General features: G+C 73.4%; 18 protein-coding genes. 6 read left to right on the top strand and 12 right to left on the bottom strand.

What is annotated here, in order from left to right:
• Positions 1–90 precede the first annotated feature (90 nt).
• Both AMK19_RS23470 and AMK19_RS23465 read right to left on the bottom strand, forming a co-directional pair.
• A complete protein-coding gene (locus AMK19_RS23470) occupies positions 91–981 on the bottom strand; it encodes a glutamate ABC transporter substrate-binding protein (RefSeq protein WP_158071934.1) in 891 nt (296 codons plus the stop codon).
• A 40-nt stretch (positions 982–1021) separates the two neighbouring features.
• A complete protein-coding gene (locus AMK19_RS23465; protein WP_241844533.1) occupies positions 1022–2371 on the bottom strand; it encodes a hypothetical protein in 1350 nt (449 codons plus the stop codon).
• A gap of 178 nt (positions 2372–2549) precedes the next feature.
• On the opposite strand from AMK19_RS23465, the gene AMK19_RS23460 reads away from it, so the two are divergent.
• The gene (locus AMK19_RS23460) at positions 2550–3122 is read left to right on the top strand and encodes a nucleosidase (RefSeq protein WP_073814967.1); all 573 of its coding nucleotides are present in this window, start codon (positions 2550–2552) and stop codon (positions 3120–3122) included.
• A gap of 88 nt (positions 3123–3210) precedes the next feature.
• On the opposite strand, the gene AMK19_RS23455 is transcribed toward AMK19_RS23460, so the two are convergent.
• The 8 genes from AMK19_RS23455 to AMK19_RS23420 all read right to left on the bottom strand — a co-directional run bounded on the left by AMK19_RS23455 (position 3211) and on the right by AMK19_RS23420 (position 12112).
• Complete coding sequence (locus tag AMK19_RS23455) at positions 3211–3708, bottom strand: hypothetical protein (protein ID WP_073814965.1); 498 nt, start codon at positions 3706–3708, stop codon at positions 3211–3213.
• 231 nt (positions 3709–3939) lie between these two features.
• Positions 3940–5001 (bottom strand): MerR family transcriptional regulator, encoded by a 1062-nt coding sequence (locus AMK19_RS23450; protein WP_073814964.1) that lies wholly within the window; start codon positions 4999–5001, stop codon positions 3940–3942.
• A 143-nt stretch (positions 5002–5144) separates the two neighbouring features.
• On the bottom strand, positions 5145–6164 hold the full coding sequence (locus tag AMK19_RS23445; RefSeq protein ID WP_073814962.1) for an N-acetylglucosamine kinase: 1020 nt from the start codon (positions 6162–6164) through the stop codon (positions 5145–5147).
• Positions 6165–6216: 52 nt separating this feature from the next.
• Complete coding sequence (locus AMK19_RS23440; RefSeq protein ID WP_073815135.1) at positions 6217–7497, bottom strand: 6-phospho-beta-glucosidase; 1281 nt, start codon at positions 7495–7497, stop codon at positions 6217–6219.
• Positions 7498–7505: 8 nt separating this feature from the next.
• Positions 7506–8405 carry a carbohydrate ABC transporter permease gene (locus AMK19_RS23435; protein WP_073814961.1) on the bottom strand — a complete coding sequence of 300 codons (900 nt, stop codon included), beginning with the start codon at positions 8403–8405 and terminating at the stop codon, positions 7506–7508.
• 5 nt (positions 8406–8410) lie between these two features.
• Entirely contained in the window at positions 8411–9367 is a 957-nt protein-coding gene (locus AMK19_RS23430) for a carbohydrate ABC transporter permease (protein WP_073814959.1), read from the bottom strand.
• Positions 9368–9377: 10 nt separating this feature from the next.
• On the bottom strand, positions 9378–10742 hold the full coding sequence (locus AMK19_RS23425) for an extracellular solute-binding protein (RefSeq protein WP_073814957.1): 1365 nt from the start codon (positions 10740–10742) through the stop codon (positions 9378–9380).
• 167 nt (positions 10743–10909) lie between these two features.
• Positions 10910–12112 (bottom strand): ROK family transcriptional regulator, encoded by a 1203-nt coding sequence (locus AMK19_RS23420; RefSeq protein ID WP_198953417.1) that lies wholly within the window; start codon positions 12110–12112, stop codon positions 10910–10912.
• Positions 12113–12390: 278 nt separating this feature from the next.
• Here AMK19_RS23420 and AMK19_RS23415 point away from each other — a divergent pair, with 278 nt between their 5' ends.
• Both AMK19_RS23415 and AMK19_RS23410 read left to right on the top strand, forming a co-directional pair.
• Positions 12391–15009, top strand: coding sequence for an SdrD B-like domain-containing protein (locus AMK19_RS23415; protein ID WP_241844531.1), 2619 nt, complete (start codon positions 12391–12393; stop codon positions 15007–15009).
• A gap of 213 nt (positions 15010–15222) precedes the next feature.
• On the top strand, positions 15223–17859 hold the full coding sequence (locus tag AMK19_RS23410) for an SdrD B-like domain-containing protein (protein WP_083647249.1): 2637 nt from the start codon (positions 15223–15225) through the stop codon (positions 17857–17859).
• Between the two features lie 69 nt (positions 17860–17928).
• On the opposite strand, the gene AMK19_RS23405 is transcribed toward AMK19_RS23410, so the two are convergent.
• Positions 17929–18996: a mechanosensitive ion channel family protein gene (locus AMK19_RS23405; RefSeq protein WP_073814955.1), complete on the bottom strand. Its 1068-nt coding sequence runs from the start codon at positions 18994–18996 to the stop codon at positions 17929–17931.
• A 191-nt stretch (positions 18997–19187) separates the two neighbouring features.
• Here AMK19_RS23405 and AMK19_RS23400 point away from each other — a divergent pair, with 191 nt between their 5' ends.
• Complete coding sequence (locus tag AMK19_RS23400) at positions 19188–19805, top strand: HNH endonuclease (protein WP_083647247.1); 618 nt, start codon at positions 19188–19190, stop codon at positions 19803–19805.
• A 116-nt stretch (positions 19806–19921) separates the two neighbouring features.
• Here the strand turns inward: AMK19_RS23400 and AMK19_RS38185 are convergent, their stop codons facing one another.
• Positions 19922–23731 (bottom strand): beta-N-acetylglucosaminidase domain-containing protein, encoded by a 3810-nt coding sequence (locus AMK19_RS38185; RefSeq protein WP_274536994.1) that lies wholly within the window; start codon positions 23729–23731, stop codon positions 19922–19924.
• Between the two features lie 350 nt (positions 23732–24081).
• On the opposite strand from AMK19_RS38185, the gene malQ reads away from it, so the two are divergent.
• Together malQ and psbW are read left to right on the top strand one after the other, a co-directional pair.
• Positions 24082–26220 carry a 4-alpha-glucanotransferase gene (malQ, locus tag AMK19_RS23390; RefSeq protein WP_073814953.1) on the top strand — a complete coding sequence of 713 codons (2139 nt, stop codon included), beginning with the start codon at positions 24082–24084 and terminating at the stop codon, positions 26218–26220.
• Between the two features lie 21 nt (positions 26221–26241).
• Entirely contained in the window at positions 26242–26460 is a 219-nt protein-coding gene (gene psbW / locus AMK19_RS23385; RefSeq protein ID WP_073814952.1) for a photosystem II reaction center protein PsbW, read from the top strand.
• Positions 26461–26503 lie beyond the last annotated feature (43 nt).

Here is a 26503-nt window from a genome sequence, read left to right as displayed (position 1 = left end):
GGCACGCTCGTGGTGACGGGGCGTCGGTCCGTCGGCGGCAAGTCTCCACGACGTCCGGTGCGGGGCGGACGCCGGTCCCCCGCCGGACGGTCACGGCAGGTACGGGTCCGGGGCCCCCATGGTGTCGCGCAGCCAGTGGTCGTAGGACGTCTGCCAGCCGCCGGAGGCCCGCCAATCGATCAGCACCTGGTTGACCCAGGCGATCAGGTCGGTGTCCTTCTGGTCCATCCCCACGCCCATCCAACCGGGCAGGATCGGCTCGCCGACCATCTCCACCCGCGGGTCCTGGGCGACCTGCGCGGCGGCCAGCTCACTGTCGGTCAAGGTGGCGTCCACCTCGTCGAGTTGCATCAGCACCAGGCAGTCCAGCTGGTTCTCCATGGCGCGCACCGAGACGGTGCCGTGCGGGTCGCGCTTCAGCTCGGTCTCCGAGGCGGAGGTCTTCGCGACGCACGCCCGCTTGCCGTTCAGCGCCTCGGCCAGCGTCTTCGCGTGCGCGGACTTCGGCACCACCACCCGCTGGGCGATCCGGAAGTACGGTGCGGAGAAGGCGATCTTGTGCTCGCAGTTGATGGTCATGGTGCGGGCGATCAGGTCGACGTCGCCCTTGTCCAGCGCGTCGGCCCGGCCGGCGGTGGTCACGGTCTTCAGGGTGATCTTGTCCGGATTGCCGAGCAGCGACTTGGCGACGGCGTGCGCCAGGTCGAGGTCGAAGCCCTCGATCCGGCCGGTCTTCGGGTTGCGGAAGCCCCAGTTGTAGCTGTTCTGGTCGACGCCGACCAGCAGGGTGTCGCGCTCGATGATCTTGGCGATCTTCGTGCCGACCACCTTTCGGGGCGGCAGCGAGACCGTCGGGTCGCAGCTGTCGGCGGCCGCCGCGGGGGCTTCCGGAGCCAACACCGCGGCCTGTGGAGCGGGCCCGCCCGCGCCGTCGGCGCTGCCGGTGGCGAACACCCCGGCCGCGAGCACGACTGCCGCCACCAGGAGACGTGACCTTGCCGTACGCATTCCTCGTTCCCTCCTACCGGTACTCGGCCAGTCGGCGGCCGATGCCGCGCAGCGCGGCGGCCGCGCCCAGGACGGACAGCACTCCGGCGGCCACCGCCTGGCCCGTCAGCATCCCGTCAAGGCCGGCCGTGGCCTTGGCGAAGGCGTCCTGCTCGACCTTCGCGGCGTCCTTCCACTTCCTGCCGGCGTCCTGGAACGCGGCGTCCGCGGTGTCGGGGCCGCCCGCGGTCAACGTCCGTTGCAGCGCGGCCTCGTAGTTGCCGGCCGAGTTCTGCGCGGCGGCGTCCTTGTGCCGGTCCTGCCACTGCTGGTAGGCGCTCGCGGCGTCGGTCAGCAGGTTGGCCGCGTCGGGCGGTGCGCCGGCCTGCAGCCCGGAGACCGAGCCGACGGTGCGTGGGTCCTGGTCGAGGGTGGCGACCAGGTCGGCCCACTGCTTGGTGTACTTGTCGCTGGCGCCGCGGGCCACCAGGTCGAGGTTCTCCGCGGTGTGCGCCTTCAGGGCCGCGATCCGCACCTGGTCCAGCTCCCGCAGCGGTCGGGTGCCGTACGTCCGGCCGCGCGCCAGGTCGTCGCCCGCCGTCATGGTGCCCGCCAGCAGCCAGCCGAGGGCGGCCAGTACCGCCAGCGAACCGCCGAGCAGCCCGGGGTTGAACACCCGGTTGGTGCGCCGGAACAGCAGGACCTGGTAGCGGGCCAGCGCGGCCAGCGCCAGGACGCCGAGCGCCAGCGCCGCCCACGGGGTCGCCCCGGCGGCGCGGTAGTCGGAGTCCAACCGGGCCGACTCGTCCTCGGCCAGGCTCTGCGCCTTCGGCAGCACGGTGCCCTGCATCAGCTCGGAGGCGTACCGCAGGTAGGCCCCGCCGAGCGGCAGGCCCTGCCGGTCCAGTGCCCGGGCGGTCTCCACCAGGCCCGCGTAGCGCGACAGTTGCTGGTTGAGCTCGGTCAGCTTCGGGTCGCCCGTGCCGCCACTGCGGCCCGCGGCCTCGGCGAGCCGCTCGGCGGCCGTCGACAGGTCGTCCTGGTAGTGGCCGCGGACCGTGGCGGGCTCGTCGACGGCCAACAGGAATCCGGCGGCGGCGGTCGCATCGGCGTCCGCGAGCCGGAGGTAGATCTCGGCGGCGTCCTGGCTGAGCGGACCGCTGGCCGACACCACCTGCCCGGCCGCCCGGGACCGGTGCACGGACTGCCACACCGCCACCGCGCCGAACAGCAGGACCAGCGCGGCCAGTACCGCGCCCGCCGCGCGCAGCCGCCCCGGTGGGGTGGCCGCCGAGCGGCGCAGCCGGGCCACCGGCCCCGGTTCGCGGGCCGGTGGGGGCGCGAGTGCGCCCGCCCTGGCCTGTGGCACTGCCGGTGCTGTCACCGTCCGACCTCCCCGTACGACGTCCCCCGTCACCCCGCAGTATGGCGGTCTGCGTCGTCCACCACACCTGACTTGAGCGGGAGTTGATCTCTTCGTGCCCGTTCGGCCGCGTGCGGTCCGCCCCCGCTGCGACGCGCGGCCGACGGGGGACGGTTCCGGGCCTCGTAAGCTTTCGGTCATGCGCCTGATCGGAACCGTCACCCCCGACCGCCCGCTGCTCGTCCTCGCGCTGCCCGAGGAGGCCGCCCACCTGGACGCCGCCCTGCCGGTGCTGCTGACCGGCATGGGGAAGGTCAACGCGGCGGCCGCGCTGGCCACCGTGCTGGCGGCCGGACCGAAGCCGTCCGCGGTGGTCAACCTGGGCACCGCCGGGTCGCTGCGGCCCGGCCTGGCCGGCACCCACGAGATCGGCCGGGTGCTCCAGCACGACCTGGACACCCCGCTGCTGGAGCAGCTCGTCGGCCGCCCGCTGGACGGCCCGATCGACCTCGCGCCCGCCGGTCCGGTGCTCGCCACCGGCGACCGCTTCGTCTCCTCCGACGCCGACCGCGACGAACTCGCCCGCACCGCCGACCTGGTGGACATGGAGGGCTATGCGATCGCCACCGTCGCCCGCCGCGCCGGGCTGCCCGTCCGCCTGGTCAAGCACGTCAGCGACGGCGCGGGCGACGGCGCGGAGCTCAACTGGCAGGCGTCCGTGGACGGCTGCGCCCGGCTGCTCGCCGAGTGGGTCGCCGCCCACCTGCGCTGACCTGCCCGCCGGCACGACGAAGCGCCCGCCCGGGGGTCCGGACGGGCGCTTCCGCCGTTTCGGCCGTGTCGACCGCTTCGGCCGCGGCTCAGCTCTGGTACGGGTTCGGCTGGCCCTGCTGCGGGTGGGCCGCGCCCTGCGCCGGGTACGGCTGGCCCTGCGGCGGGACGGCCTGGCCGCCGCCGAACAGGCTGTTGACGAAGGTGTCCAGCTCGGTGCGCCAGTAGCGGCCGATGTTCAGGCGGGTCGGCTTGGGCTCGCCCGGGAACTGGAACTTCAGCGAGCTCCACAGGGTGGCGCGGTTGACGTCGGTGACCGCGGCGCGCGCCTGGTCCAGCGGGATGACGTGCACGAGCTCCTGCGGACGGTTGCTCATCCGGGAGGCGCGGTGCACGGTGACCACCCGCTGGGTCAGGGTCACGAAGTAGTACTTCACGAACAGCTGGCCGATCAGGCCGAGCTGGCTCATCAGCCACGGGCTCGGGCCCGAGATGGTGTGGAAGGTCACGACCGGGCGGTCGTTCGGCTCGATTGCGGCGATCGCCGCGGCGACCTGCTCCTGCATGGTGGACTTACGGATCGCCATCTGGCGTCGGCTCCCGGACTCCCCGCGCACCCCCGTCGGACACGCTGTGAGAGCGCGACGCTAGCGGGCCCGTGCGGTGCCTTCAACGGACAGATCGGGGCATCCTTCGCACCTCGCCGAAACTTTCCCCAATCGAGATGCGTTTGCGGAACTTGTCGCACCGGTGACGTACCGTCACCTGCGGGATCGCCCCGCGGCCCGGTCGCCCGGCCTCTCCGCCCGATCGTCCGGTCAGTCCGCGACGACGTCCGCGACCGCGCAGGCGATGTTGTCCGGCCCACCCGCCCGGTTGGCCAGCGCGACCAGCTGCTGCACCGCCTGCTCGGGGGCGGCGACGGCGCTCAGCACGCTGTGCAGGGCGTCGTCGGGGACCCACCGGGACAGGCCGTCCGTGCACAGCAGGTAGCGGTCGCCGGCCCGGGCGGCGTGCAGCGACACGTCCGGGCGGTTCTCGCCGGAGCCTGTCAACGCCCGCACCAGCAGGGTTCGTTGGGGGTGCGAGGCGGCCTCGGCCAGGGTCAGCCGGCCGTCGTCGACCATCGACTGCACCAGGGTGTGGTCGTGGGTGAGCTGGAAGAGGTCGCCGCCGCGCAGCAGGTAGGCGCGCGAGTCGCCGATGTGCACCAGGGCGAGCTGCGCGTCCGACCACAGCATCGCCGTCAACGTGGTGCCCGCGTCCGGGAGTTCGGACGCCGCGCCGACCCGGCCGTCGATCCGGGCCACCGCGTCCTCCAGGGCGTTGAGCAACTCCCCGGCGGGCAGTGCGAGTTCCTTCAGCGCGTCGATCGCGGCGGCGCCGGCCGGCGCGCCGCCGCCCTGCGGGCCCATGCCGTCGGCGACCGCGATCAGGCCGTCGCCCGCGTAGGCGGCGTCGTCGTTGCGTTCGCGGACCAGTCCGGCGTCCGTGCGGGCCGCGTAGCGGATCCGCAGGGCGCCCGTCGTTCCGTCCGTCATCGTGGGGTCCTTCCCCGAGAGGTGGTCGACGAGGAGGGCGGCGAGCTCCCGGCGGGCCTCGGTCTCGGCCCGTACGGACTCCCAGTACCGGGCGACCTCCTCGGCCGCCCGGGCGGGCTCCAGGCCGAGCACCAGCCGGATCCGGGCCAGTGGCATGCCGAGCCGGCGCAGCCACAGCACCAGCCGGGCCTGCTCCAACTGGTCCGGCGCGTACCGCCGGTAGCCCGTGGCCGGGTCCACCTCGGCGGGCCGCAGCAGCCCGAGTTCGTCGTACAGGCGCAGTGCCTTCGGCGACAGCCGGGCCGCCCGGGCGAACGCCCCGATGGTCAGCAGCTCCATCCCCGCCTCCTCGTGCCGGACCGGTGTCCGGCTCCACCGATGCTGGGCCTTCCCCGAAGGTGAAGGTCAAGCCCGGGAGTGCCGACGGGAGCGCCGAGGGCCGTTGCCCCGGCGCTCCCGTCCGCGGCGGGTCAGGCGGCGGGTCAGGCGGCGACCGGATGGGCGGTCGGGTAGGCGTCCCGCAGGCGGCGGTGCGCGGCGGGGTCGGCGCCGAGGTGGTCGAGGCCGAGCAGGGCCGCGCCGAGGACCGGCGGGGCGACCACGATGCGCGGCTCGGCGAGCGGCGCGGCGGCGGCCAGCCGGGCCGTCAGGTTGTCGATCAGCAGCGGGTGCCGGGAGGCCAGCACGCCGCCGCCGAGGACCACCGGCACCGGCCGGTCGAGCAGGTCGAGCCGGGTGAGCGCGACGGTCGCGAGCCGGCAGACCTCGTCGGCCTGCCGGTCGATCAGCGACAGCGCGATCGCGTCGCCGGCCTCGGCGGCCTCGAACAGCACCTGGGAGACCTCGTGCAGCCGGGCCGGGTCGAGCTGCCCGAGGTGCATCGCCTCGGCGAACGCGTTGGCCCCGGCGAGGCCGAAGCGGGCGCCGATCATGGGGGAGAGCAGGGTGGGCGCGCCGCGCCCGTCCTCGGCCCGGGCGGCGTGCCACATCGCGGCCTCGGCGAGCCCGCCGCCGCCGCCCCAGTCGCCGGTGAGCTTGCCGAGCGCGGGCCAGCGCGCGGTGCGCCCGTCCGGCCGCAGGCCCACGCAGTTGATGCCGGCGCCACACACCACGGCCACCCCGAGCGGCCCGTCGGTGCCGGCCCGCAGCAGGCCGAAGGTGTCGTTGGCGACGTGCACGGACGTCGTCCAGCCGTGTGCGGCGATCGCCTCGTGCAGCCGCTGCTCCTCGACCGGCAGGTCGGCGTTGGCCAGGCAGGCGCTGACGTGGTCGGTCAACGGCCGCCCGCCGGGCCGCAGTTGGACGCCGGCCTGGCGGGCGAGGTCCTCGACCAGCGGGGCGAGCGCGGCGATCGCGGCCTGCGGGCCGGTGTGCTGCGGTTGGAAGCCGCCGCCGCGGGCGGTGCCGAGGACCCGCCCGTCGACGCCGACCAGGGCCAGGTCGGTCTTGCTGTTGCCGGCGTCTATCGCGAGGACGCCGGGCAGGTGTGCGTCGTGGCTCATCGGCCGGTCCCCCCGTGGCGGTGCTTCGTGCGGATCGTTCTCATGGTGCGGTTCACGCCCAGCTCAGGTGGTCGCGGTTGTGCGCGAGCAGTCGGTCGGTGAGCTGCTCGGCGAGTTCCAGCTGGCCGACCAGCGGGTGCGCGAGCAGCGCGTCGAAGACCCGGTCGCGGCCGCCGTGCAGCGCGGCGTCCAGCGCCAGGTGCTCGTACGCGGTGACGTTGGCGATCAGGCCGGCGTACAGCGGCTCGACGGGCCGCTGCGGCAGCGGGCGGACCCCGGCGGCGTCGACCTCGGCGGGGACCTCGATCACCGCGTCGTCGGGCAGGAACGGCAGCACGCCGTCGTTGCGGGTGTTGACGACCTGCACGGTGGTGCGGCCGTCGGTGCCGAGCAGCGAGGCGATCAGCTGGACCGCGGCCTCCGAGTAGAACGCGCCGCCGCGCTTGCCGAGCAGTTCGGGCTTGGTGTCGAGGGTCGGGTCGGCGTACATCTCCAGCAGCTGCCGCTCGATGGCGGCGACCTCGGCGGCCCGCGAGCCCTTGACCTTGAGCTCCTCGACGACCAGGTCGTGCTGGTAGAAGTAGCGCAGGTAGTAGGAGGGGACGACGCCGAGCCGCCGGATCACCGGCTCCGGCAGGTGCAGGTCGGCGGCGATGGCCGCGCCGTGCTCGGCGAGCAGCTGCGGCAGCACCTCGCGGCCGCCGGCGGCGTTCGGGGCGTCGAGCAGGGTGACGCCGCGTTCCCAGGTGAGGTGGTTGAGGCCGACGTGGTCGAGGCGGATCAGCTCCGGGTCGACGCCGAGGTGGGCGGCGAACTTGCGCTGGAAGCCGATCGCGACGTTGCACAGGCCGACGGCCTTGTGCCCGGCGGTCTGCAGGGCGCGGGTGACGATGCCGACCGGGTTGGTGAAGTCGACGATCCAGGCGTCCGGGTTGGTGCGGCGGACCTGCTCGGCGATGTCGAGGACCACGGGGACGGTGCGCAGCGCCTTGGCGAGGCCGCCCGCGCCGGTGGTCTCCTGGCCGACGCAGCCGCACTCCAACGGCCAGGTCTCGTCCTGGTTGCGCGCGGCCTGCCCGCCGACCCGCAGCTGCAGCAGCACCGCGTCGGCGTCCCGCACGCCGGCGGCGATGTCGGTGGCGGTGGTGACGACGGCGTCGTGGCCCTGCTTGGCGAAGATCCGGCGGGCCAGGCCGGCGATCAGCTCCAGGCGGTCGACCGCCGGGTCGATCAGCACGAGTTCGCCGATCGGCAGAGTGTCGCGCAGCCGCGCGAACCCGTCGATCAGCTCCGGCGTGTAGGTGGAACCGCCGCCGACTATTGCCAACTTCAGTGCGGACATCAGCCCTTGACCCCTGTCAGTGTGACGCCTTCGACGAAGGCGCGTTGTGCGAAGAAGAACAGAACGATCACCGGCGCCATCACCAGCAGCGTGGCCGCCATGGTGAGGTTCCAGTTGGTGTGGTGGGCGCCCTTGAAGGACTCCAGGCCGTAACTCAGGGTCCAGGCACCGGGGTTCTCGCTGGCGTAGATCTGCGGGCCGAAGTAGTCGTTCCAGCAGTAGAAGAACTGGAACAGCGCGACGGCGGCGACGGCGGGTTTCGCCATCGGCAGCACCACCCGCAGCAGGGTGCGCAGTTCGCCGCAGCCGTCGATCCGGGCGGCCTCGATGTTCTCCCGGGGGATGGTCAGCAGGAACTGCCGCAGCAGGAAGATCGAGAACGCGTCGCCGAAGACCATCGGGATGACCAGCGGCCACAGCGAGCCGGTCAGGTGCAGCTGCTTGGCCCAGAACAGGTACATCGGGATGATCGTGACCTGCGGCGGCAGCATCATCATCGACACCACCGCCATCAGGGCCAGGTTGCGGCCCCGGAAGCGGAACTTGGCGAGCGCGTACGCCACCGGCAGGCTGGAGGCGACGGTCAGCGCGGTGCCGCCCGCCGCGTACAGCAGGGTGTTGCGCCACCAGGTGAGGAAGCCGGGGGTGTTCCAGACCTTGGCGAAGTTCGACCACTGCCAGTGGGTCGGCCACAGGTCGGAGGTGAGCGCCTGGTGGTCCGTCATCACCGAGGTGAGGAAGACGAACACGAACGGCAGCACGAAGAACAGCGCGGCGGCGATCGCCAGCGCGTGCACGGCCACCCAGTGCAGGGCGGCCCGGCGGCGGGCTGTGCGCGCGGCGCCGGCGGCGGAGCCGGGGGCCGCGGCCTCGCGCGGCAGGGCGGGGGCAAGGGTCATGGCAGTCAGTCCTCCGCCAGGAAGCCGGACCTGCGGCGCAGCAGGAGCGAGGTGAACGCCATCGACAGGGCGAACAGGACGACCGCGACGACGCACGCCGAGCCGTAGTCGTAGTGCTGGAAGCCGAGGTTGTAGACCATCTGCGGCAGCGTCCAGGTGGAGCCGGACGGGTAGCCGGGATCGAACTGCTGCCCGGAGCCGCCGATCACGCCGGAGGCGACCTTCCCGGCGACGATCGCCTGCGTGTAGTACTGCATGGTCTGGATCACCCCGGTGACCACCGCGAACATCACGATCGGCGAGATGTTCGGCAGGGTGACGTACCGGAACCGCTGGAAGGCGCTCGCGCCGTCGAGCTCGGCCGCCTCGTACTGCTCCCGGGGGACGTCCAGCAGCGCCGCCATGAAGATCACCATCAGGTCGCCGATGCCCCACATGGCGAGCAGGGTCAGCGCCGGCTTCGACCAGGACGGGTCGTTGAACCAGCCCGGCTGTGGCAGGCCGAGCTCGCCCAGCAGGTGGTTGACCGGGCCGGTGCCGGGGTTCAGCAGGAATGCGAAGGCCATGGTGGCGGCCACCGGCGGGGCCAGGTACGGCAGGTAGAAGGCGGTGCGGAAGAACCCGGCGCCGGTCTTCACCTTGGTGATCAGCATCCCGATGCCGAGGCCGAACACCACCCGCAGGCCGACCATCACGACGACCAGCCACAGCGTGTTGGCCAGGCCCGTCCAGAACGGCGGGTACTTGGTGAAGACGAAGTCCCAGTTCTGCAGTCCGGAGAAGCTCGGCGGGAGGAACCCGTCGTAGCTCATGAACGAGAAGTAGACCGTCGAGACCAGCGGGTACAGGAAGAAGAACCCGAACCCGACCAGCCACGGGGACAGGAACGCCAGCGTCCTGACCCGCTCCCGGCGGCGCTTGGCCCGCAGCGCCGGCGGGACGGGGGAAGTCACCAGTGCCATGGCGCGCCCGTCACTTCTTCGCCTGGTTGACGGCGTCGTCGATCTCCTTGGCGGTGGCCGTGAGGCCCGCCTTCAGGTCGGTCTGCTGGCCGGACTCCACCTCGAAGCTGAAGTTCTGCAGCGAGATCTGGTAGGCGCCGCCGTTGATGCTGGCCGGGGTGGTGGAGGAGTTCGGGTTGCGGGCGATGTCCAGGAAGGTCCTGGAGTTGGCGTCGACCTGCAGCTTCGGCGAGTCCAGCGCGGCCAGGGTGCTCGGCACGTTGTGGATGGCGTTGGCGAAGGACACCACCGCGTCGGTGTCGGTGGTCAGGTACTTGACGAACTCCCAGGCGGCGGTGCGCTTCCGGGAGTTGTTGGCGACGCCGATGATGGTGCCGGTCTGGTAGCCGCGCCCGTAGGTGGAGGCGAGCTCGTCGGGGACGGGGAACGGCGCGGTCGCCCACTCGAAGTCCGGCTTGTCGTCGGCGAGCGCGGCGGTCCGCCACTCGCCGTCCATGCTCATCGCGACCTGCCCGGTGGTGAACGGATTCTTCGCGCTGTACTCGTCGCCGAAGCCGGTCCGGTACTTCTCCAGCTTCTCGAACCCGCCGAGCCGGTCGACGAGTTGCTTCTGCCAGGTCAGCATCGCCGTCACGGTCGGGTCGGTGGCCACGGTGGACCTGCCGTCCGGGCCGAACCAGGTGGAGCCGTACTGGCCGAGGTAGTGCGCGATCGGCGTCTCGTAGCCGTGGTAGTTCGGCATGAAGCCGAGCTGCTGGTAGGAGTCGCCGGACGGGATCGTCAACCGGACGGCGTCCTCGGCGAGTTCGCCGAAGGTCTTCGGCGGGCCGCTGATCCCGGCCTTCGCGAAGGCCGTCTTGTTCCAGAACAGGCCGTAGGCGTCGCCGAGCAGCGGCAGCGTGCACTGGTTGCCCTGGTACTGGCTGTACTGGAGCATCGCCGGCGGGAAGGTCTTCGCCGGGTCGATGCCGTCCTTCTTCAGCAGCGGCCCGAGGTCGGCGAACACGTGCGAGGAGCAGAACTTGCCGACGTTGTCGGTGCTGAACGAGGACACCACGTCCGGCGCGTCCGGACCGCCGGCCCGCAGCGCCTGCTCGCTCTTCTCGTCGGCGATGTTCCCCCGCACCTTGACGTGGATGTTGGGGTGCAGCTTCTCGAAGGCGGCGACGTTGTCGTTGATCGCCTTCACCTCGTTGTCCTGGTTCCAGCCGTGCCAGAAGGTGATCGTCACGTCCTGCCCGGCCGCCGAAGCGTCCTCCGCGCCGCCGGAGTCGGTGCCGGTGCAGGCGGAGGCCAGGAAGGCCGTGCAGAGCGCGGCGGCGAGCGCGGCCAGCGGGCGGCGGCGGGCGAGCGGGGAGCTGCGAGTGGTGTCCACGGGATGGCACTCCTGACGAGGGTACGGGCGAAGCCGGTGGGTCCGGCGCCCGTGCGGGGGGAGGGAGCGGGTTCGTGCGGATCGGACTGCGGATCTGACGGGGGAGCGGAGGTGCGGAGCGGAGGTGCGGAGCGGGCGTGCGGAGCGGGCGTGCGAGCGGGAACCTTTCAGCGGGTGCTGAACAGGGCGTCCCGGGTGGTGGCCAGCGCGCGCTGCAGCGCACCGGCGAGGACGGGGGAGCCGGGCAGCGCGGACAGCCTGACCTCCGGGCGGGGCAGCGACATCCGGCCCAGCGCCTGCTGGACCAGCTCCCGCAGGCGCTCGCCGCCCGCGGTCGGGGTGCCGCCGGAGAGCACCACCAGTTCCGGGTCGACCACCGAGGCGATCACTGCCAGCCCGACCGCCAGGCGCTCGGCCAGCTCCGCCAGGAACGCCTCGCCCCCGGGGGCGTCCAGGGCCGCGGCCACCGCCTGCGCCGCGTCGGCGCCGCGGATGCCGTGCGCCCGGGCCAGCGCCAGCACTGCCGGCTCGCCGGCCAGGTCCTGGTAGCCGCCGGTGTGCTTGCGGCGGGCGCTCACCGTCACCGGCGCGTCCGGCACCGGCATGTAGCCGACCTCGCCCGCGCCGCCGGTGAAGCCGCGGTGCAGCCGGCCGGCCAGCACGATCGCCGCGCCGATGCCCTCCTCGGCCCACAGCAGCACGAAGTCCTCGCAGCCGGCCGCCGCGCCCACGGACTGCTCCGCCACCGCCGCCAGGTTGACGTCGTTCTCGATGGTCACCGGCGCGCCGATCGCCGCCGCCAACTCCTCGGTCAGGCGCGGCGAGTGCCAGCCCGGCAGGTGCGAGGCGTAGCGGAGCTTGCCGGTCACCGGGTCCGGAGCGCCGCCGATCCCTATCACCGCCTCGCGCAGCGAGCCGGGCGGGAGCTGCGCGCGGCGCACCGTCTCGGCGACCGCCTCGGCGACCCGCGGGACCGTCGTCGCCGCCGGCCAGCCCTTGCAGGACACCTGGTGCTCGGCCAGCGTCACCCCGGTGATGTCGGCGACCGCGACCCGCACCGTCGTGCTGGTCACGTCCAGGCCCGCGACGTACCCGGCTGCCGGATTCACCTGGTACAGCTGGGCGTTGGGCCCCGGCCCGCCCGCGGTGGTGCCCACCGGGACCACCAGCCCCGCAGCCTCCAGTCGGGCCAGCAGTTGGGACGCGGTCGGCTTCGACAGGCCGGTCAGGCTGCCGATCTGGGTGCGGGACAATGGGCCGTTGGCGAGCAGTAGTTCCAGTGCGGCGCGGTCGTTTATGGCCCGGAGCAGGCTGGGCGTGCCGGCCAGGGGGTTACGGGATCTGTTCGGGGTGGTCACAGGCCCGATCATCCTCCATCCGGTGACACCGACGCGGCCGACTGTTAGGAAAGTTTCCAATCGGCGCGCCGCGATGTCAACGGTCGGGCGCGCGTTCGTTTCGGGGGCGTGCGACGAGGCGTCGGCCGCCCCCTGCCTGATGCATCGTCAGGACGCCTGCCAGGAAACCGCGTTGCCCCGAACGGGTGAAACGGAGGGCGGTGTTCCGAAGACTTCACGGGACCGCTACTCTCCGTCCCATCGTGTGTGCCTTTCCGGGGGAGGGGCGCGCGACAGGAGGAGGGGAGAACGTGCAACTCAAGAAGATCGGATACCGGCGCACCGCCGCACTGGCGGCGTTACTCGCGACCGGGATCGCCACGGGCCCGGCGGTGTCCGCGCCGGCCGCCACCGCCGACGGTTCGGTGACGGTGCGGGTGGTCCGCGCCGTGGACGAGAGCGGAACGTACAGCACGGTGCTGAACCCGGGCCTGGCCGGGGTCACCGTCACCCTGACCGGCGAGGACGGCGCGGTGCGCACCGGCGTCACGGCCGCCGACGGCACGGTCACGCTGACGCCCGCCAAGGCGACCGCCAGCGGCAAGTACCGGGTGGAGGTGGTCAATCCGAAGCCGGGCGTGCTGTACCCGGCGTTCGCCTCCCGCGAGGGCCTGGCCGGCGCGCCGGACAAGCTGAGCAGCAACGAGGAGTTCGTCGACCTGTCGGCGGGCAAGCAGGCCACCCTCACCACCGGCCTGTGGAACCCGTCCGACTACTGCCAGAAGAACGCGCCGCTGGCCACCGCCTGCCAGCCCTCGGTCGCCGAGCCCGCCACCCGGCGGACCCTGCTCAGCGCCCCGTACGAGTCGCGCGGCATGAACAAGGACGTCACCGACATCGCCACCAACGGTGACACCGGCAACGTCTTCGGCATCGCCTGGAACCGCGAGGACCGGCGGCTGTTCAGCTCCGCCCAGGCCAAGCGCGACGCGCCCTACGGCCCCGGCGGCCCGGGCGCGATCTACGTCACCGACCCGGCGACGAAGACCACCAAGCTGTTCACCACCGTCCCCGACGTCGGCGCCACGCCGCACACCGCGGGCGGCGACGTCGGCTACCTGACCGCGGCCGGCAAGGAGAGCCTCGGCGGGATCAAGCTCTCCGAGGACGGCCGCGACCTGTACGTGGTCAACCTCAACAACCGCAAGCTGTACCGCTACGACGCCACGGCGGCCACCGTCGAGAAGCCCAAGGCCGTCTACAGCATCCCGACCCCGGCCTGCCCGGCGGCCTCCGACTGGCGGCCGTTCGGCCTCGGCATGCAGGACGGCACCGGCTACCTCGGCGGCGTCTGCTCCGGCGAGTCCACCCAGAAGCTCGCTGACCTGCGGGCCGTGGTGTTCCCGTTCGACCCGGAGACCGGCGAGTTCGGCGCCGCGGTGCTGAACCAGCCCCTCGACCACCGGGGCACGCCGCCGGCCGTGTGCGGCGGCTACTACTGGTACCCGTGGACCAACGCCAAGCCGGGCACCGGGACGTGCTACTACTACGGGCAGCCCGAGCTCGGCGAGATCGGCTTCGAGACCGACGGCTCGATGCTGCTGTCGTTCCGCGACCGGTACGCCGACCAGACCAGCGGCTCCGGGGTGCCGGGTGCCGAGTTCATCGTCTCGGCCGCCTCCGGCGACCTGAACAAGGCGTGCAAGTCCGGCGACCAGTACGTGCTGGACGTCAACCTCGGCTGCGGGATCACCACCCGCGGCAAGGGCTTCTTCAACACCGAGCGCATCGGTCACGTCTATGCGACCTTCGCGGGCATGGCGCTGTCCAAGGTGGAGAACTCCATCGCCACCTCCGGCTACGACGTGCTGGGGCACGCGTGGTCGGCCGGCACCATGTTCACCCTGCGCGACGGCGCGAAGGATCCAGGTCTGGGCAATGAGCTGTCCAACGGCACCGCCAGCTTCGGCAAGGGCGCGTCCATGGCCGACCTCGAAGTGCTCTGCGACAAGGCGCCGCTGCAGATCGGCAACCGGGTCTGGTACGACCCGGAGCGCTCCGGTCTCCAGCTGCCGCAGCAGAAGCCGGTGGCGGGCGCGACCGTCAACCTGTACGACGGCGAAGGCAAGAAGGTCGGCACCGCGAAGACCACCGCGCGCGGCGAGTACTACTTCGACGACAGCAACGTCACCGGCGGGCTGAAGCCGAAGACCGCGTACACCATCCGCCTCGACAACCCGGCGGACTACGCCAAGGGCGGCCCGCTGTACCACTGGGTCCCGACCAAGGACAACGTCGGCTCCAACCGGGCGATCGACTCCGACGGCACCGTCCCCAAGGGCGGAAAGTACGTCGAACGCGCCCTGACCACCGGCGGCCCCGGCCAGAACGACCACACCTTCGACTTCGGCTTCATGCAGCAGCAGGGCGAACTGCGCCTGGTCAAGAACGACCAGGACGGCAAGGCGCTGCCCGGAGCCGTGTTCCAGCTGTGGCGCGAGACCAACGCCACCGACGGGCTCCAGACCGACGGCGACAAGCCGGACACCAAGGTCGGCGACCCGTGCACCACCGGCGACGACGGCACCTGCCGCACCGTCACCGACAAGGGCACCTACTACTGGCAGGAAATCACCCCGCCCAAGGGCTACCAGACCCCCGAACAGCCGGTCCTCGGACCGGTGGTCCTCGACGACGACCACCTCGACGACGGCGTCAGCACCACCGCCGTCAACAAGCTGCTCCCCCCGCCCCCGAGCACCCCCGCGCCGACGCCGGCGCCCACCCAGACGCCGTCGGCGCCCTCGGGCGGCCTGGCCTACACCGGCATGGACGACACCACCCTCACGTACGCCCTGGTAGGCGGCGCGATCCTGGTGGTGGTCGGCGCCGGACTGCTGATCGCCGTCCGCAAGCGCCGCGCGCACTGACGCACGGTCAATGACGAACAAGGGCCCCGGAAGCCATCCGGGGCCCTTGCCGTCTCCGCGATCTGAGGATTCGTCATCTCCGTTACTCAGTCGTGTTGTTGTCCTATCGGGTGAAAACGGAATCATCGCTTCCGAACCGCCGCTGCGACCCGCTAGCCTCCGTCGGAGCGCGCCCCTCCTGGGGGGAGGGGCGCGCCGGAACGAAGGAGAGACGTGCAACCCACGAGACAGCGGCTTCGGCGATCCGCCGCGCTGGCCGCTCTGCTGGCGGCCGGCCTGGCCACCGGCCCGGCGGTGTCCGCACCCGCCGCCACCGCCGACGGGTCGGTGACGGTGCGGGTGGTCCGCGCGGTGGACGACAGCGGGACGTACACCCCGGCACTGGAGCCGGGCCTGGCCGGGGTCACCGTCACGCTGACCGGCGAGAACGGCGGGGTGCGCACCGGTGTCACGGCCGCCGACGGCACGGTCACGCTGACGCCCGCCAAGCCCACCGCCACCGGCAGGTACCGGGTGGACGTGGTCAACCCTCAACCCGGTGTGCTGTACCCGGCGTTCGCCTCCCGCGCGGGCCTGGGCGCCCCGAACGCGCTGAGCAGCAACGAGGAGTTCGTCGACCTGTCGGAGGGCAAGCAGGCCACCGTCACCACCGGCCTGTGGAACCCGTCCGACTACTGCCAGCAGAACGCCCCGCTGGCCACCGCCTGCCAGCCGACCCGGACGGAACCGGTCGGCGGGCACACGCTGGTGAGCTTCCCGTACCGGGCCCGCACGTCCAACGGCGGCGCCGCGCAGATCACCGACCTGGCCACCGCCCCGCAGACCGGCACGGTCTTCGGCCTGGCCTGGAACCGCGACGACCGGCGGCTGTTCGGCGCGGCGTTCGCCAAGGCGGGCTCCCCGTACGGCCCGAACGGGCCCGGCGCGATCTACGTCACCGACCCGGCCGCGAAGACCACCAAGCTGTTCACCACCGTCCCGGACGCCGGCCCGACCCGGCACGGCGGCGACGACGCCGGGTTCATCGCGGCCCCCGGCAAGGAGAGCCTCGGCGGGATCAAGCTCTCCGAGGACGGCCGCGACCTGTACGTGGTCAACCTCAACAACCGCAAGCTGTACCGCTACGACGCCACGGCGGCCGCCGTCGAGAAGCCCAAGGCCGTCTACAGCATCCCGACCCCGGCCTGCCCGGCGGCCTCCGACTGGCGGCCGTTCGGCCTCGGCATGCAGGACGGCACCGGCTACCTCGGCGGCGTCTGCTCCGGCCAGTCCACCGGCCGGACCGGCGACCTGCGGGCGATCGTGCTGCCCTTCGACCCGGCCACCGGCACGTTCGGCGCCGCCGTCCTCGACCAGCCGCTCGACCACCCCCGCCTGCAGACCGTCCAGACCAGCTGGAACAAGGACCCGCTCTGCCAGGGCGCCGGCTGGTTCCCGTGGACCGACGCCTGGCCCACCGGCACCGACGGCGCGCTCTGCGCGGGAACCGCCTTCGCCAAGCCCGAACCGCAGCTCGGCGAGATCGGCTTCGAGACCGACGGCTCCATGCTGCTGGCCTTCCGCGACCGGCTGGCCGACCGCATCTCCGCCGACAACCTGACCGCCCCGGTCTGGGCGAGCGGCGACCTCAACAAGGCCTGCACGTCCGGCGGCCGGTACGTGCTGGACGTCAACCAGGGCTGCGGCATCGACACACGCGGCAGCAAGTTCTTCGACGTCCACCGCGTCACCGTCTACCACCCGTACGCCGCCTACGCGGGCCTGGCGCTGTCCAAGGTGGAGCCGTCCATCGCCACCGCCGGCGTCGACCCGGACAACACCACCTACGGCTACGGCCCGCTGTTCACCCTGCGCGACGGCGGCGTCGACCCCGGCGCGGGCCTGCGCCTCAACGACAAGGCACACCCCACCTTCGGCAAGGGCACCTCGATCGGCGACCTCGAAGTGCTCTGCGACCGCGCCCCGCTGCAGATCGGCAACCGGGTCTGGTACGACCCCGAGCGCTCCGGTCAGCAACTCCCGCAGCAGCAGCCCGCCGCCGGAGTGACCGTCAACCTGTACGACGCGGACGGCAAGAAGGTCGGCACCACCACCACGAACGAACGCGGCGAGTACTACTTCGACAACAGCAACGTCACCGGCGGCCTGAAGCCCAACACCGCCTACACCGTCCGCCCGGACAACCCCGCCGACTACGCCAAGGGCGGCCCGCTCCACCACTGGACGCCCACCACCGGCGCCGAACTCGCGCTCACCACCGGCGGTCCCGGGCAGAACGACCACAGCCTCGACTTCGGCTTCGGCCGCCAGCAGGGCGAACTGCGCCTGGTCAAGCACGACCAGGACGGCAAGGCGCTGCCCGGAGCGGTCTTCCAGCTCTGGCGCGAGTCGAACAGCGCCGACGGTCTGCAGACCGACGGCGACAAGGCCGACACCAAGGTCGGCGACCCGTGCACCACCGGCGACGACGGCACCTGCACCCGCCGCGCCGAAGCGGGCGCGCACTACTGGCAGGAGGTCAGCCCGCCCAAGGGCTACAAGGCCCCGGAACAGCCGGTCCTCGGCCCGGTGGTCCTCGACGACGAGCACCTGGAGGACGGCGTCAGCACCACCGCCGTCAACGAGCTGCTCCCGCCGTCCCCGAGCACCCCGGCCCCGACCCCGACGCCCACGGCGGACCCCACGCCCGCACCGTCGCAGCCCTCGCAGCCCGGGCAGTCCTCGGGCGGCAACCTGGCCTACACCGGCACGGACGACACCGCCCTCAGGTACACCCTGGTCGGCGGCGCGGCCCTGCTGACGGCCGGCGCCGGCCTGCTGGTCGCCGTCCGCAGGCGCCGCAGCAGCTGATCGACAGGGACGGAAAGAGGGGCCCCGGGAGTGCGAACTCCCGGGGCCCCTCTCGTCGTCGGCGGCGCGCTACGGCTGCGTCGGTATCGGCTTGGCCGCCAGCGACCGCGCCGAGCTCGGGTCGGACAGCGCGGACGGCGGCAGGATCTCGGGGGCGGCGGCCTGCGCGGGGACGGCGGCGGCCGCCTCCTCCTTGAGCTTGACGCCGGCCAGGTCGAACGCGGCCTTCAGGCGCAGCCGCAGCGCGCGGGCGACCTGCGCGGACTTGCCGGGCGTGCAGCGGGCCTCGATCCGCAGCAGCATCGAGTCGACGGCCACCTCCTCGACGCCCAGCACCTTGACCCGGCCCCAGATCAGCTCGTCGTAGGGCGCTTCCTTGGAGAGCTGGTCGGCGGCCTCGGTGACCAGCAGTTCGATCCGGTCCAGGTCCTCCTTGTAGCCGACCTGGACGTCCACCGAGGCGGTGCCCCAGCCCTGGCTCATGTTGGCGATCCGCTTGACCTCGCCGTTGCGGATGTACCAGATCTCGCCGCCGGACCCGCGCAGCTTGGTGACCCGCAGGCCGACCTCCAGCACGGTGCCGGTGGCGACGCCGGTGTCGATCTCGTCGCCCACGCCGTACTGGTCCTCCATGATCATGAAGACGCCGGAGAGGAAGTCGGTGACCAGGTTCCGGGCGCCGAAACCGATCGCCACACCGGCCACACCGGCGGAGGCCAGCAGCGGCGCGAGGTCCACGCCGAGCACCGACAGCGCCATCAGCGAGGCGGTGCCGAGGATGCTGAAGGACGCCACCGAACGCAGCACCGAGCCGATCGCCTCGGAACGCTGCTGGCGGCGCTCGGTGTTGACGACACCGCTGTTGGCCAGCAGCCCGCCGAGCACGCCGTGGTCGTCGTCCGCCACGGACGGGCGGCCCATCCGGGAGACCAGCTTGTCGATGACCTTGCGGACCACGGCCCGCAGTATCAGCGCGAGCAGCAGGATGAAGACGATCCGCAGCCCGTCGACCAGCCAGCCCTGCCAGTTGTCGTCGAGCCAGCTGGCCGCCTGCCGGGTGGAGTCGGTCACCTCGGCGGCGCTGGTGGGCAGGTTGAAGGTCGGCGGCGTGCTGTCAGGAGGAGAATCGGCGAGCATCGCCCCACTCTAGAGCCTGCCGATTGCCTCCCCAGAGGCCCGTTCACCCGCCCGGACGGCCCGTTCACAGAGAAATGGTGGCGTCGTGCCTGGGCGTAAGGCGACACTGAGGGAGATCGCGTCCCGCAAGGGGCACGATCGACCGCTCGACTCGGCGCGAGCCACGCGCCGCAGGCGTCCAAGGAGGCCCCGTGCCGCATGTCCTTGTCCTCAACGCGTCGTACGAGCCACTCGGTGTCGTCTCGATGCGACGCGCACTCATCCTCGTCCTGAACCACAAGGCGATCGCCCTGGAGGACGCGGGAACCACTCTGCACAGCGCCACCAGCGCCGTTCCGGCGCCGTCCGTCGTCAAACTGACCCGTTTCGTCCGGGTCCCCTACCGAGGCCCCGTACCGCTGACCCGGCGCGCGCTGTTCGCACGCGACCACGGGCGGTGCGTGTACTGCGGGGCCGCCGCGACCAGCGTCGACCACGTGATCCCGCGCAGCCGGGGCGGTCAGCACCGGTGGGACAACGTGGTGGCGGCCTGCCGCCGCTGCAACCACACCAAGGCCGACCGGCACCTCGCCGACCTCGGCTGGCGGATGAAGCGCCCCCCGGCCGCGCCCAGCGGCCTGGCCTGGCGGGTCATCGGCACCGGGATCAAGGATCCGCGCTGGCGGCCCTACCTGGAGCCGTACGGCGGCCTCGACCAGTTCCGGGACTTCGAACACCACGACCATACGGAGCTGCCGCCCGCCGTTCCGTCCCCGGTCCGCACCCGTCCCGTCCGCCGCGGCGAGCAGCACGCTCCGCTCTCCGCCTGATCAGACAAGGGCCTGCCCGACACGACATTCGGTACGCCTCATGGGCCGCCGGCGCACCCCTCAGCGGGAGCGTCGGCGGCCCGCCGCGTGCAGGGCGCGACGGCGCGCGACGGCGGCTAGGACGTGACGGCGTACACCTCGACGGCGGACAGCGTGTAGCCGTAGCGGCCGGCCCGGCTGACGCCCTGCACCCGCAGGTACTGCGCGCCCGGCGCGTCGAAGCGGACCGTCTCGGTGCCGCCCTGCCCGTTCTCCACCACCGCCACGGTCGTCCACGTCACCCCGTCGGCCGAGGTCTCCAGCCGGTACCGGGAGGCGTACGCGTCGCCCCAGCGCAGCACCGCCGAACCCAGCCGGGCGGCCTGCGGCAGCCGCAGCTGCACCCAGGCGTCGTCCTTCGCGGGGGACGTCCAGGAGGTCTTCGGGTCGCCGTCGGCGATCGCCGCCGCCGGGGTCTTCCCGGAGTCGTCGCCCGAGGAGGACGCGGCGGCGGACCGCGCCAGGTCCGGGCCGCCGGTCGGCGGGACCACGTGCACCAGGAGCTCCTGCCGGACGGTCAGCGTGCCCGCCGTGAACACCACCGGCACCCGGTAGGTGCCCGACGGGGTGTCGGCGGCCGCCGACACCTGCACCGGCGCGCCCGCCTTGCCGCCGCGCGGCACCGTCACCGTCGGGGCCGGGGTCACCGTCAGGCCCTTGGCGACCGCCGGGACCTCCGCCTTCAGCTGGCCGGTCAGCGCGTCCGGGCGGCCGGACTCCACGGTGGCCCGGGTCTGCGACGGGGCGCCGCCCGCCACCGCGTCCAGCGTCGGGTCGGCCAGCGTCACCCGGGCCGCCGGGACGTCCGCGTACCACGGGATGACCTGGTTCACCACCGGGGCCTCGCCGCCGGGACGCCACACCAGGCGGAACGCGTCCACCGGGCCGCCGTCGGCGCGCAGCTCGTTGTAGCCGGGGTGGACCGCGCCGAGGTCGGCCCAGGTGCCGTCCGCGTGGCGCACCTGCGCGGTCGCCTCGGCGCGCACCGTCGGGTCGGTCAGCACGGTGAGCCGGTCCAGCGGGCGGGCCGTGTCCAGCTCCACCGTCAGCGGGGCGTCGCCCACCCGGGGCGGGGCCGCCGCCCGGAACGCGGAGTCCGGGTCGCCCGACAGCACCGCGTCCGGGGACGAGCCCGGCACCGCGGGCGGGCCGCTGACCTCGGCGTCCACCGCGCCCGGCGCGACCGCGGTGAACTCGCGCACCGCGACCGCGGTCTTCTGCCCGCCCGTGGAGCGCAGCCGCACCGCCTTGGCGACCGCGCCCGCCGGGGCGTTCACGACCACCGTCCGCTGGTCGTGGACCGTCGCCAGCCGCTGCCAGCCGCCCGAACCGCTGAAGTACTCCAGCACGCCGTCGCGCAGGTAGTCGTCGGCCGCCGAGGACGCGTCCGGGTCGTCGCCCTGGCCGCCCATCAGCACCGTCACGGTGCCCAGCGGCTTCGGGGTGCCCAGGTCCAGGCCGAAGCTGTCGCCGACCTGCGGCGGCGCCGACGACCAGTAGAAGGTCTGCGCGGAGCCGTCCGCCATCAGCGCCGGACCGTGGTCGTGCGCGGTGCCCAGCGTGGTGGTCGGGGACGCGCCCGAGGTGATGCCCGCCCAGGTGTCGGCGGCCTTCACCGCCCGGTCCAGGAACGGGTCCAGCACGCCCTTGCCGACCGTCACCGGGTTCTGCTCCAGCGCCGAGCGCTGCCGGCCCAGCTCCAGCCGGGCCTGCCAGGCCGCGGTGCCGTCGCCCGCGTGCTGCGCGAGCAGCATGTCCAGCGCCGCCCGGCCCGCCGCGCCGTACGCCGACAGCCGGGACAGCCACGGCGCGGCGTCCGCGCCCAGCGGGTCGCTCGCCAGCGTCTTCGGGGCGTCCGCCATCACCGTGAACGCCTCGCGCAGCGGCTGCGCCGCCTCCCGCAGCTTCGCCTGGTCGACCGGCCCGCCCGAGGCCGGCTCCGCCGCCGCCCAGAACCGCTCCACCAGCGGCGCCAGGTACGCCGACTCCTTGCCGCCCAGCGGAGAGGACGCGCTGTTGCCCGCCAGCGCCGCCACCGCGGCCTGCTGCGCCGGGCCCGCCGTCAGCATCCGCAGCGCCGAGGACATCGACTTCTCCGGCTGGTAGCCGGCCGGCTGCCAGCCGAAGTCGGCGGCCGTGGCCAGCGGGATCCGGGACGCCACCGGCTGGCTCATCGCCGTGGTCAGCAGCACCGCCGAACGCTGCGCCACCTCCGCGTCCCGGCCGCCGTAGCCGCCCAGGAACAGCCGGTCCGGTGCCGAGTCGTTCACCGGGTAGTTGTCCAGCGTCACCAGCGGACGGTCGAACAGCCGCCGGGTGTCGGCCAGTTGGGAGCCCGTCACCTGCTTGGCGATCACCGCGCCGCCGCTCCACACAACCTGCGCCTCGGCGGGCAGCGCCGCCGCCAGCGCCGTCCGGTACGGCGTCGCGCCCTGCTTCTGGAACTCCGTCGGCACCACCGACAGCGGCGCCAGCTCCGGGTGCGGCGCCACCAGGCGCTTCTGCACCGCCGTCACCACCGCGGCCTGCGCCTTCGCCGCCGCCGCCGGACCGGTGCCGAACTTCCGCCGGTCCGTGCCGCAGTGCCACTCGTCGTACGAGACGTTCACGAAGTCCAACTGGAAGGCCCGGAAGCCCAGTTGGCGCAGCCCGTCGAGCTTGGCGACCAGCGCGTCCAGGTCCTTGGCGGAGGAGAAGCAGAACGACTGCCCCGGGTTCACCGAGTACGCCAGCGTCACGTGGTTGTCCCGCGCCCGGCCCGCCAGCTCGGTCAACTCCCGCACCTGCTCGGCCGGGTAGGACTCGGCCCAGCGGCGTGAACGGTACGGGTCGCCGCCCGGCGCGTACAGGAAGAAGTTCTGCTTGGTGCGGCCCAGGAAGTCCACCGTCGCCAGCCGCTGCGCAGCGCTCCACGGCTCCCCGTAGAACGACTCGGCGGTGCCGCGCACCGGCGCGCCGCTCGGCCAGTCCCGCACCAGCACGCCGGGGAAACCCTTGCCGTCGGCCGCCGCGCCCTGGCCCTGCCCCGCGCCGACCGGCGCCAGCAGCTGCGCCAGCGACTGCGCCGCGTAGAACGTGCCCTCGCCGTCCACGCCCGCCAGCACCACCGCGCCGTACGCGCCGCCCGCCGTCGGCAGCTGACCCGTCGCCAGCAGGTGGCCGCCGGACGGCAGGCCCGCCAGCGGCGGCACCTCGGTGTCCTTCAGGCCCCCCGCCGCCGCGAGCGCCCGCAGCGCCCGGTCGGTCGCCCCGCCCGCGCCCTCGCGCGGGCCGCCCACGAACACCACCAGCGACCCGGCCTCCGGAGTCTCCGGGGCCTCCGGGGCGGTCGTCACCTCGGCCGCGCCCGCCCGGGTCAGCAGCGCGCGCACCGCGTCCACCGCCGCCCCGTCCGCGCCGTCCGCCATCACCACCGTCGCCTTCCGGGGCACCGCCACCGGCTTCCCGCCCGGACGCAACTGCTGCGGACGCGGGAACACCTGCGGGTCCGTCAGCGAACCCAGCGGCAGCGGGGCCTCCACCGCGGCCGGGACCTCGGCCCCCGCCGACACCGCCTGCCGGTCGCCCGGCTGCGCCGCGAAGCTCTCGCCCGGGATCAGCAGCCCGCCGACCACGGCCGCCGCCGACAGCGTCGCCGCCAGCCGCAGCGCGCTGCCGCGCCGGCCCGCCCGCCGCTCGGCGCGCACCGACGCCAGCAGCGGGTCGGTGCCCTTGATGTCCGCGATGAACCGGTCCGCCGCCTTCGGCGCCAACTGGCGGGCCGTCCTGGCCGCCACCTGGCGCGCCGTCAGCGCCGCCGGGTGGTGCAGCACCTCACGCAACGCCGCGCTCTGCTCCAACTGCTGACGCAGCCGACGCCCGGCCGCCACCGACACCCGTGCCTGCACCGGAGCCTCCTTGCCCGAACCGCCAGCTCACCGGCCCCCACAGCCCGCCCCGGCCCCCCGCGGCCATCCGGCCCGACCAGCCCATCAGCTCTCCGCGTCCCTGTCAACGTCCCTGGCGGCTATGTCCGTTATCGGCTGATATCGCCGGTGCCGTCGAACACCCGGGCGACACCGCGGCGATGACGGGACGACACCTCGGGCGGACGGAGGCCGGGCCCACGGCAACCCCGCGACGCCACGTTCACCCGTCCGGTGGAGGCGGGCCGCCGTGTCGGTCGGGGTCGGGGGAGGGGCGCGCGGGTAGGACTGTGCCTGTCGGCGTTCGGGAACCCGAGGACGGAGTGCGCTGGGTGGCCGCATACCTTGACCGCGAGCAGGTGGGAACCGAGCAGGTGCCGGCGGAGGACAATCCGGCCGCGCCACCGGAACTGCTCGCACTGGCCCACGCGTACGGGGTGGACACCAGCTACGACGCCGGCGCCGGGCCCGTCCAGGTCGGGCCGCGCACCCTGAGCGCCGTGCTCGCCGCGCTCGGCGTGGACGCCGACACGCCCGAACTCGCCGCCGACGCGCTGGAACGGCACCGCGCCGACCAGGCCCGGCGACTGCTGCCCCCCACCGTGGTCGCCTGGCACGGCCGCCGCACCGCCCTCGACCTGCCCCCCGACGCCGAGGCGCGCGTCGAACTGGAGGACGGCGGCGCCTGGCAGTTGACGCACGACCACTCCTGGTGGCTGCCCGAGGACCTGCCGCTCGGCCGCCACACCCTGCACGCCGCCGCCGGCGAACGCACCGGCCGCGCCGCGCTGATCGTCGCCCCGCCGCGCATCCCCGAACCCCCGCACCGCAGTTGGGGCTTCCTCGCGCAGCTCTACTCGGTGCTCGGCGAGCACTCCTGGGGCATGGGCGACCTCGCCGACCTCGCCGAACTCGCCCAGTGGGCCGGAGCCGAACTCGGCGCCGGCTTCCTGCAGATCAACCCGCTGCACGCCGGCATGCCCGGCGAACCCTCCGACCCGTCCCCCTACCGCCCGTCCTCCCGCCGCTTCGCCGACCCCGTGCACCTGCGGATCGAGGCGATCCCCGAATACACCCGCCACGACCACGTCCGCGACCTCGCCCGCCGCGCCCGGCTGCTCCGCGAGGAAGTGCTCGACCACGACGCGCTGATCGACCGCGACGCCGTCCGCGCGCTCAAGCAGGAGGCCCTGGAACTCCTCCACACCGTGCCGCGCGGCGTCGGCCGGGAGGCCGCGTACCGGGCGTTCGTCCGCCGCGAGGGCGAATGGCTGGAGCGGTACGCGGTGTGGAACGCCCTCGCCGAGGTGCACGGCCCCGCCTGGCACTCCTGGCCGAAAGGCCTGCGCCACCCCGCCAACCCCCAAGTCGCCGCCGAGAAAGCCGCGTTGACGGACCGCATCGAGTTCCACCGCTGGCAGGCCTGGCTGGTCGACGAACAACTGCACGCCGCGCAGCGCGCCGCCACCGACGCCGGCATGCCGCTCGGCCTGATCCACGACCTCGCCGTCGGCGTCCACCCCGACGGCGCGGACGCCTGGGCGCTGCAGGACGTCCTCGCCACCGGCATCTCCACCGGCGCCCCGCCCGACGCGTTCAACGCCCACGGCCAGGACTGGGGCCTGCCGCCCTGGCGCCCCGACGCCCTCGCCGAGGCCGGCTACGCCCCGTACGCCGAACTGCTGCGCTCCGCCGCCCGGCACGCCGGCGCGATCCGGATCGACCACGTGATGGGCCTGTTCCGGCTCTGGTGGGTGCCGGTCGGCGCCCGACCCACCGAGGGCACCTACGTCCGCTACGACGCGGAGGCGATGCTCGCCGTCCTCGCCCTGGAGGCCCACCGGGCCGGCGCCGCCGTCATCGGCGAGGACCTCGGCACCGTCGAGCCCGGCGTCCGCGAACGCCTCGCCGAACACGGCGTCCTCGGCACCTCCGTGCTCTGGTTCGAACGCGACTGGAACGCCGACGGCGAGGTCCTGCCCCCCGACCGCTGGCGGGCCGGCTGCCTCGCCACCCTCACCACCCACGACCTGCCCAGCACCGCCGCCCGCCTCACCGGCGACCACGTCGCGCTGCGCCACCAACTCGGCCTGCTCGCCCGCCCGCTCGCCGAGGAACAGCACGCCGCCGCCGCCGAACTCGCCGACTGGCAGCACGAACTCGTCCGACTCGGCCTGCTCGCCGACGGAGCACCCGTCACCACCGAGGCGCTGTACGCCTACCTGCTCGCCACGCCCGCCCGACTGGTCGGCGTCTGGCTGCCCGACACCGTCGGCGACCCCCGTCCGCAGAACCTGCCCGGCACCTGGGACCAGTACCCCAATTGGCGGCTCCCCGTCGCCGACGCCACCGGAACCCCCCGCACCCTCGACGCCGTCGCCGCCTCCCCGGGCGCCGCCGCCATCGCCTCGACACTCGCCCCGATGACGGGACACGCCGACAGGCGCACCCCGCCGGGCGAGCCGCTGTAGGGGGCCGGTACCTTGGGAAACGTGGACAAGAGGAACGCAATGCGCGCCGGTGCGGTCACCGCAGCGGCCACGCTGATGATGCTGATGTCGTCGCCCGCCATGGCGCTCGTACGCGACGACGGCGACGATCCGGGCACCGGCCTGAGCGTCGGCCAGACCCTGGGCCTGTTTGTCGCCCTCCCGATCGTCTCCTTCCTGGTGATCGCGGGCCTCTGCATGATCCCGGGTCGGAAGAAGTAACCCTCCGGGTCCCCGGACCCGAACGGCGACTGCCGGGGCGGCC

The organism is Kitasatospora sp. CB01950, assembly GCF_001905465.1.
GTDB lineage: Bacteria > Actinomycetota > Actinomycetes > Streptomycetales > Streptomycetaceae > Kitasatospora.
The sequence above is the reverse complement of the archived record's forward strand: the minus strand, read 5'-3'. Positions and strand labels throughout refer to the sequence as shown.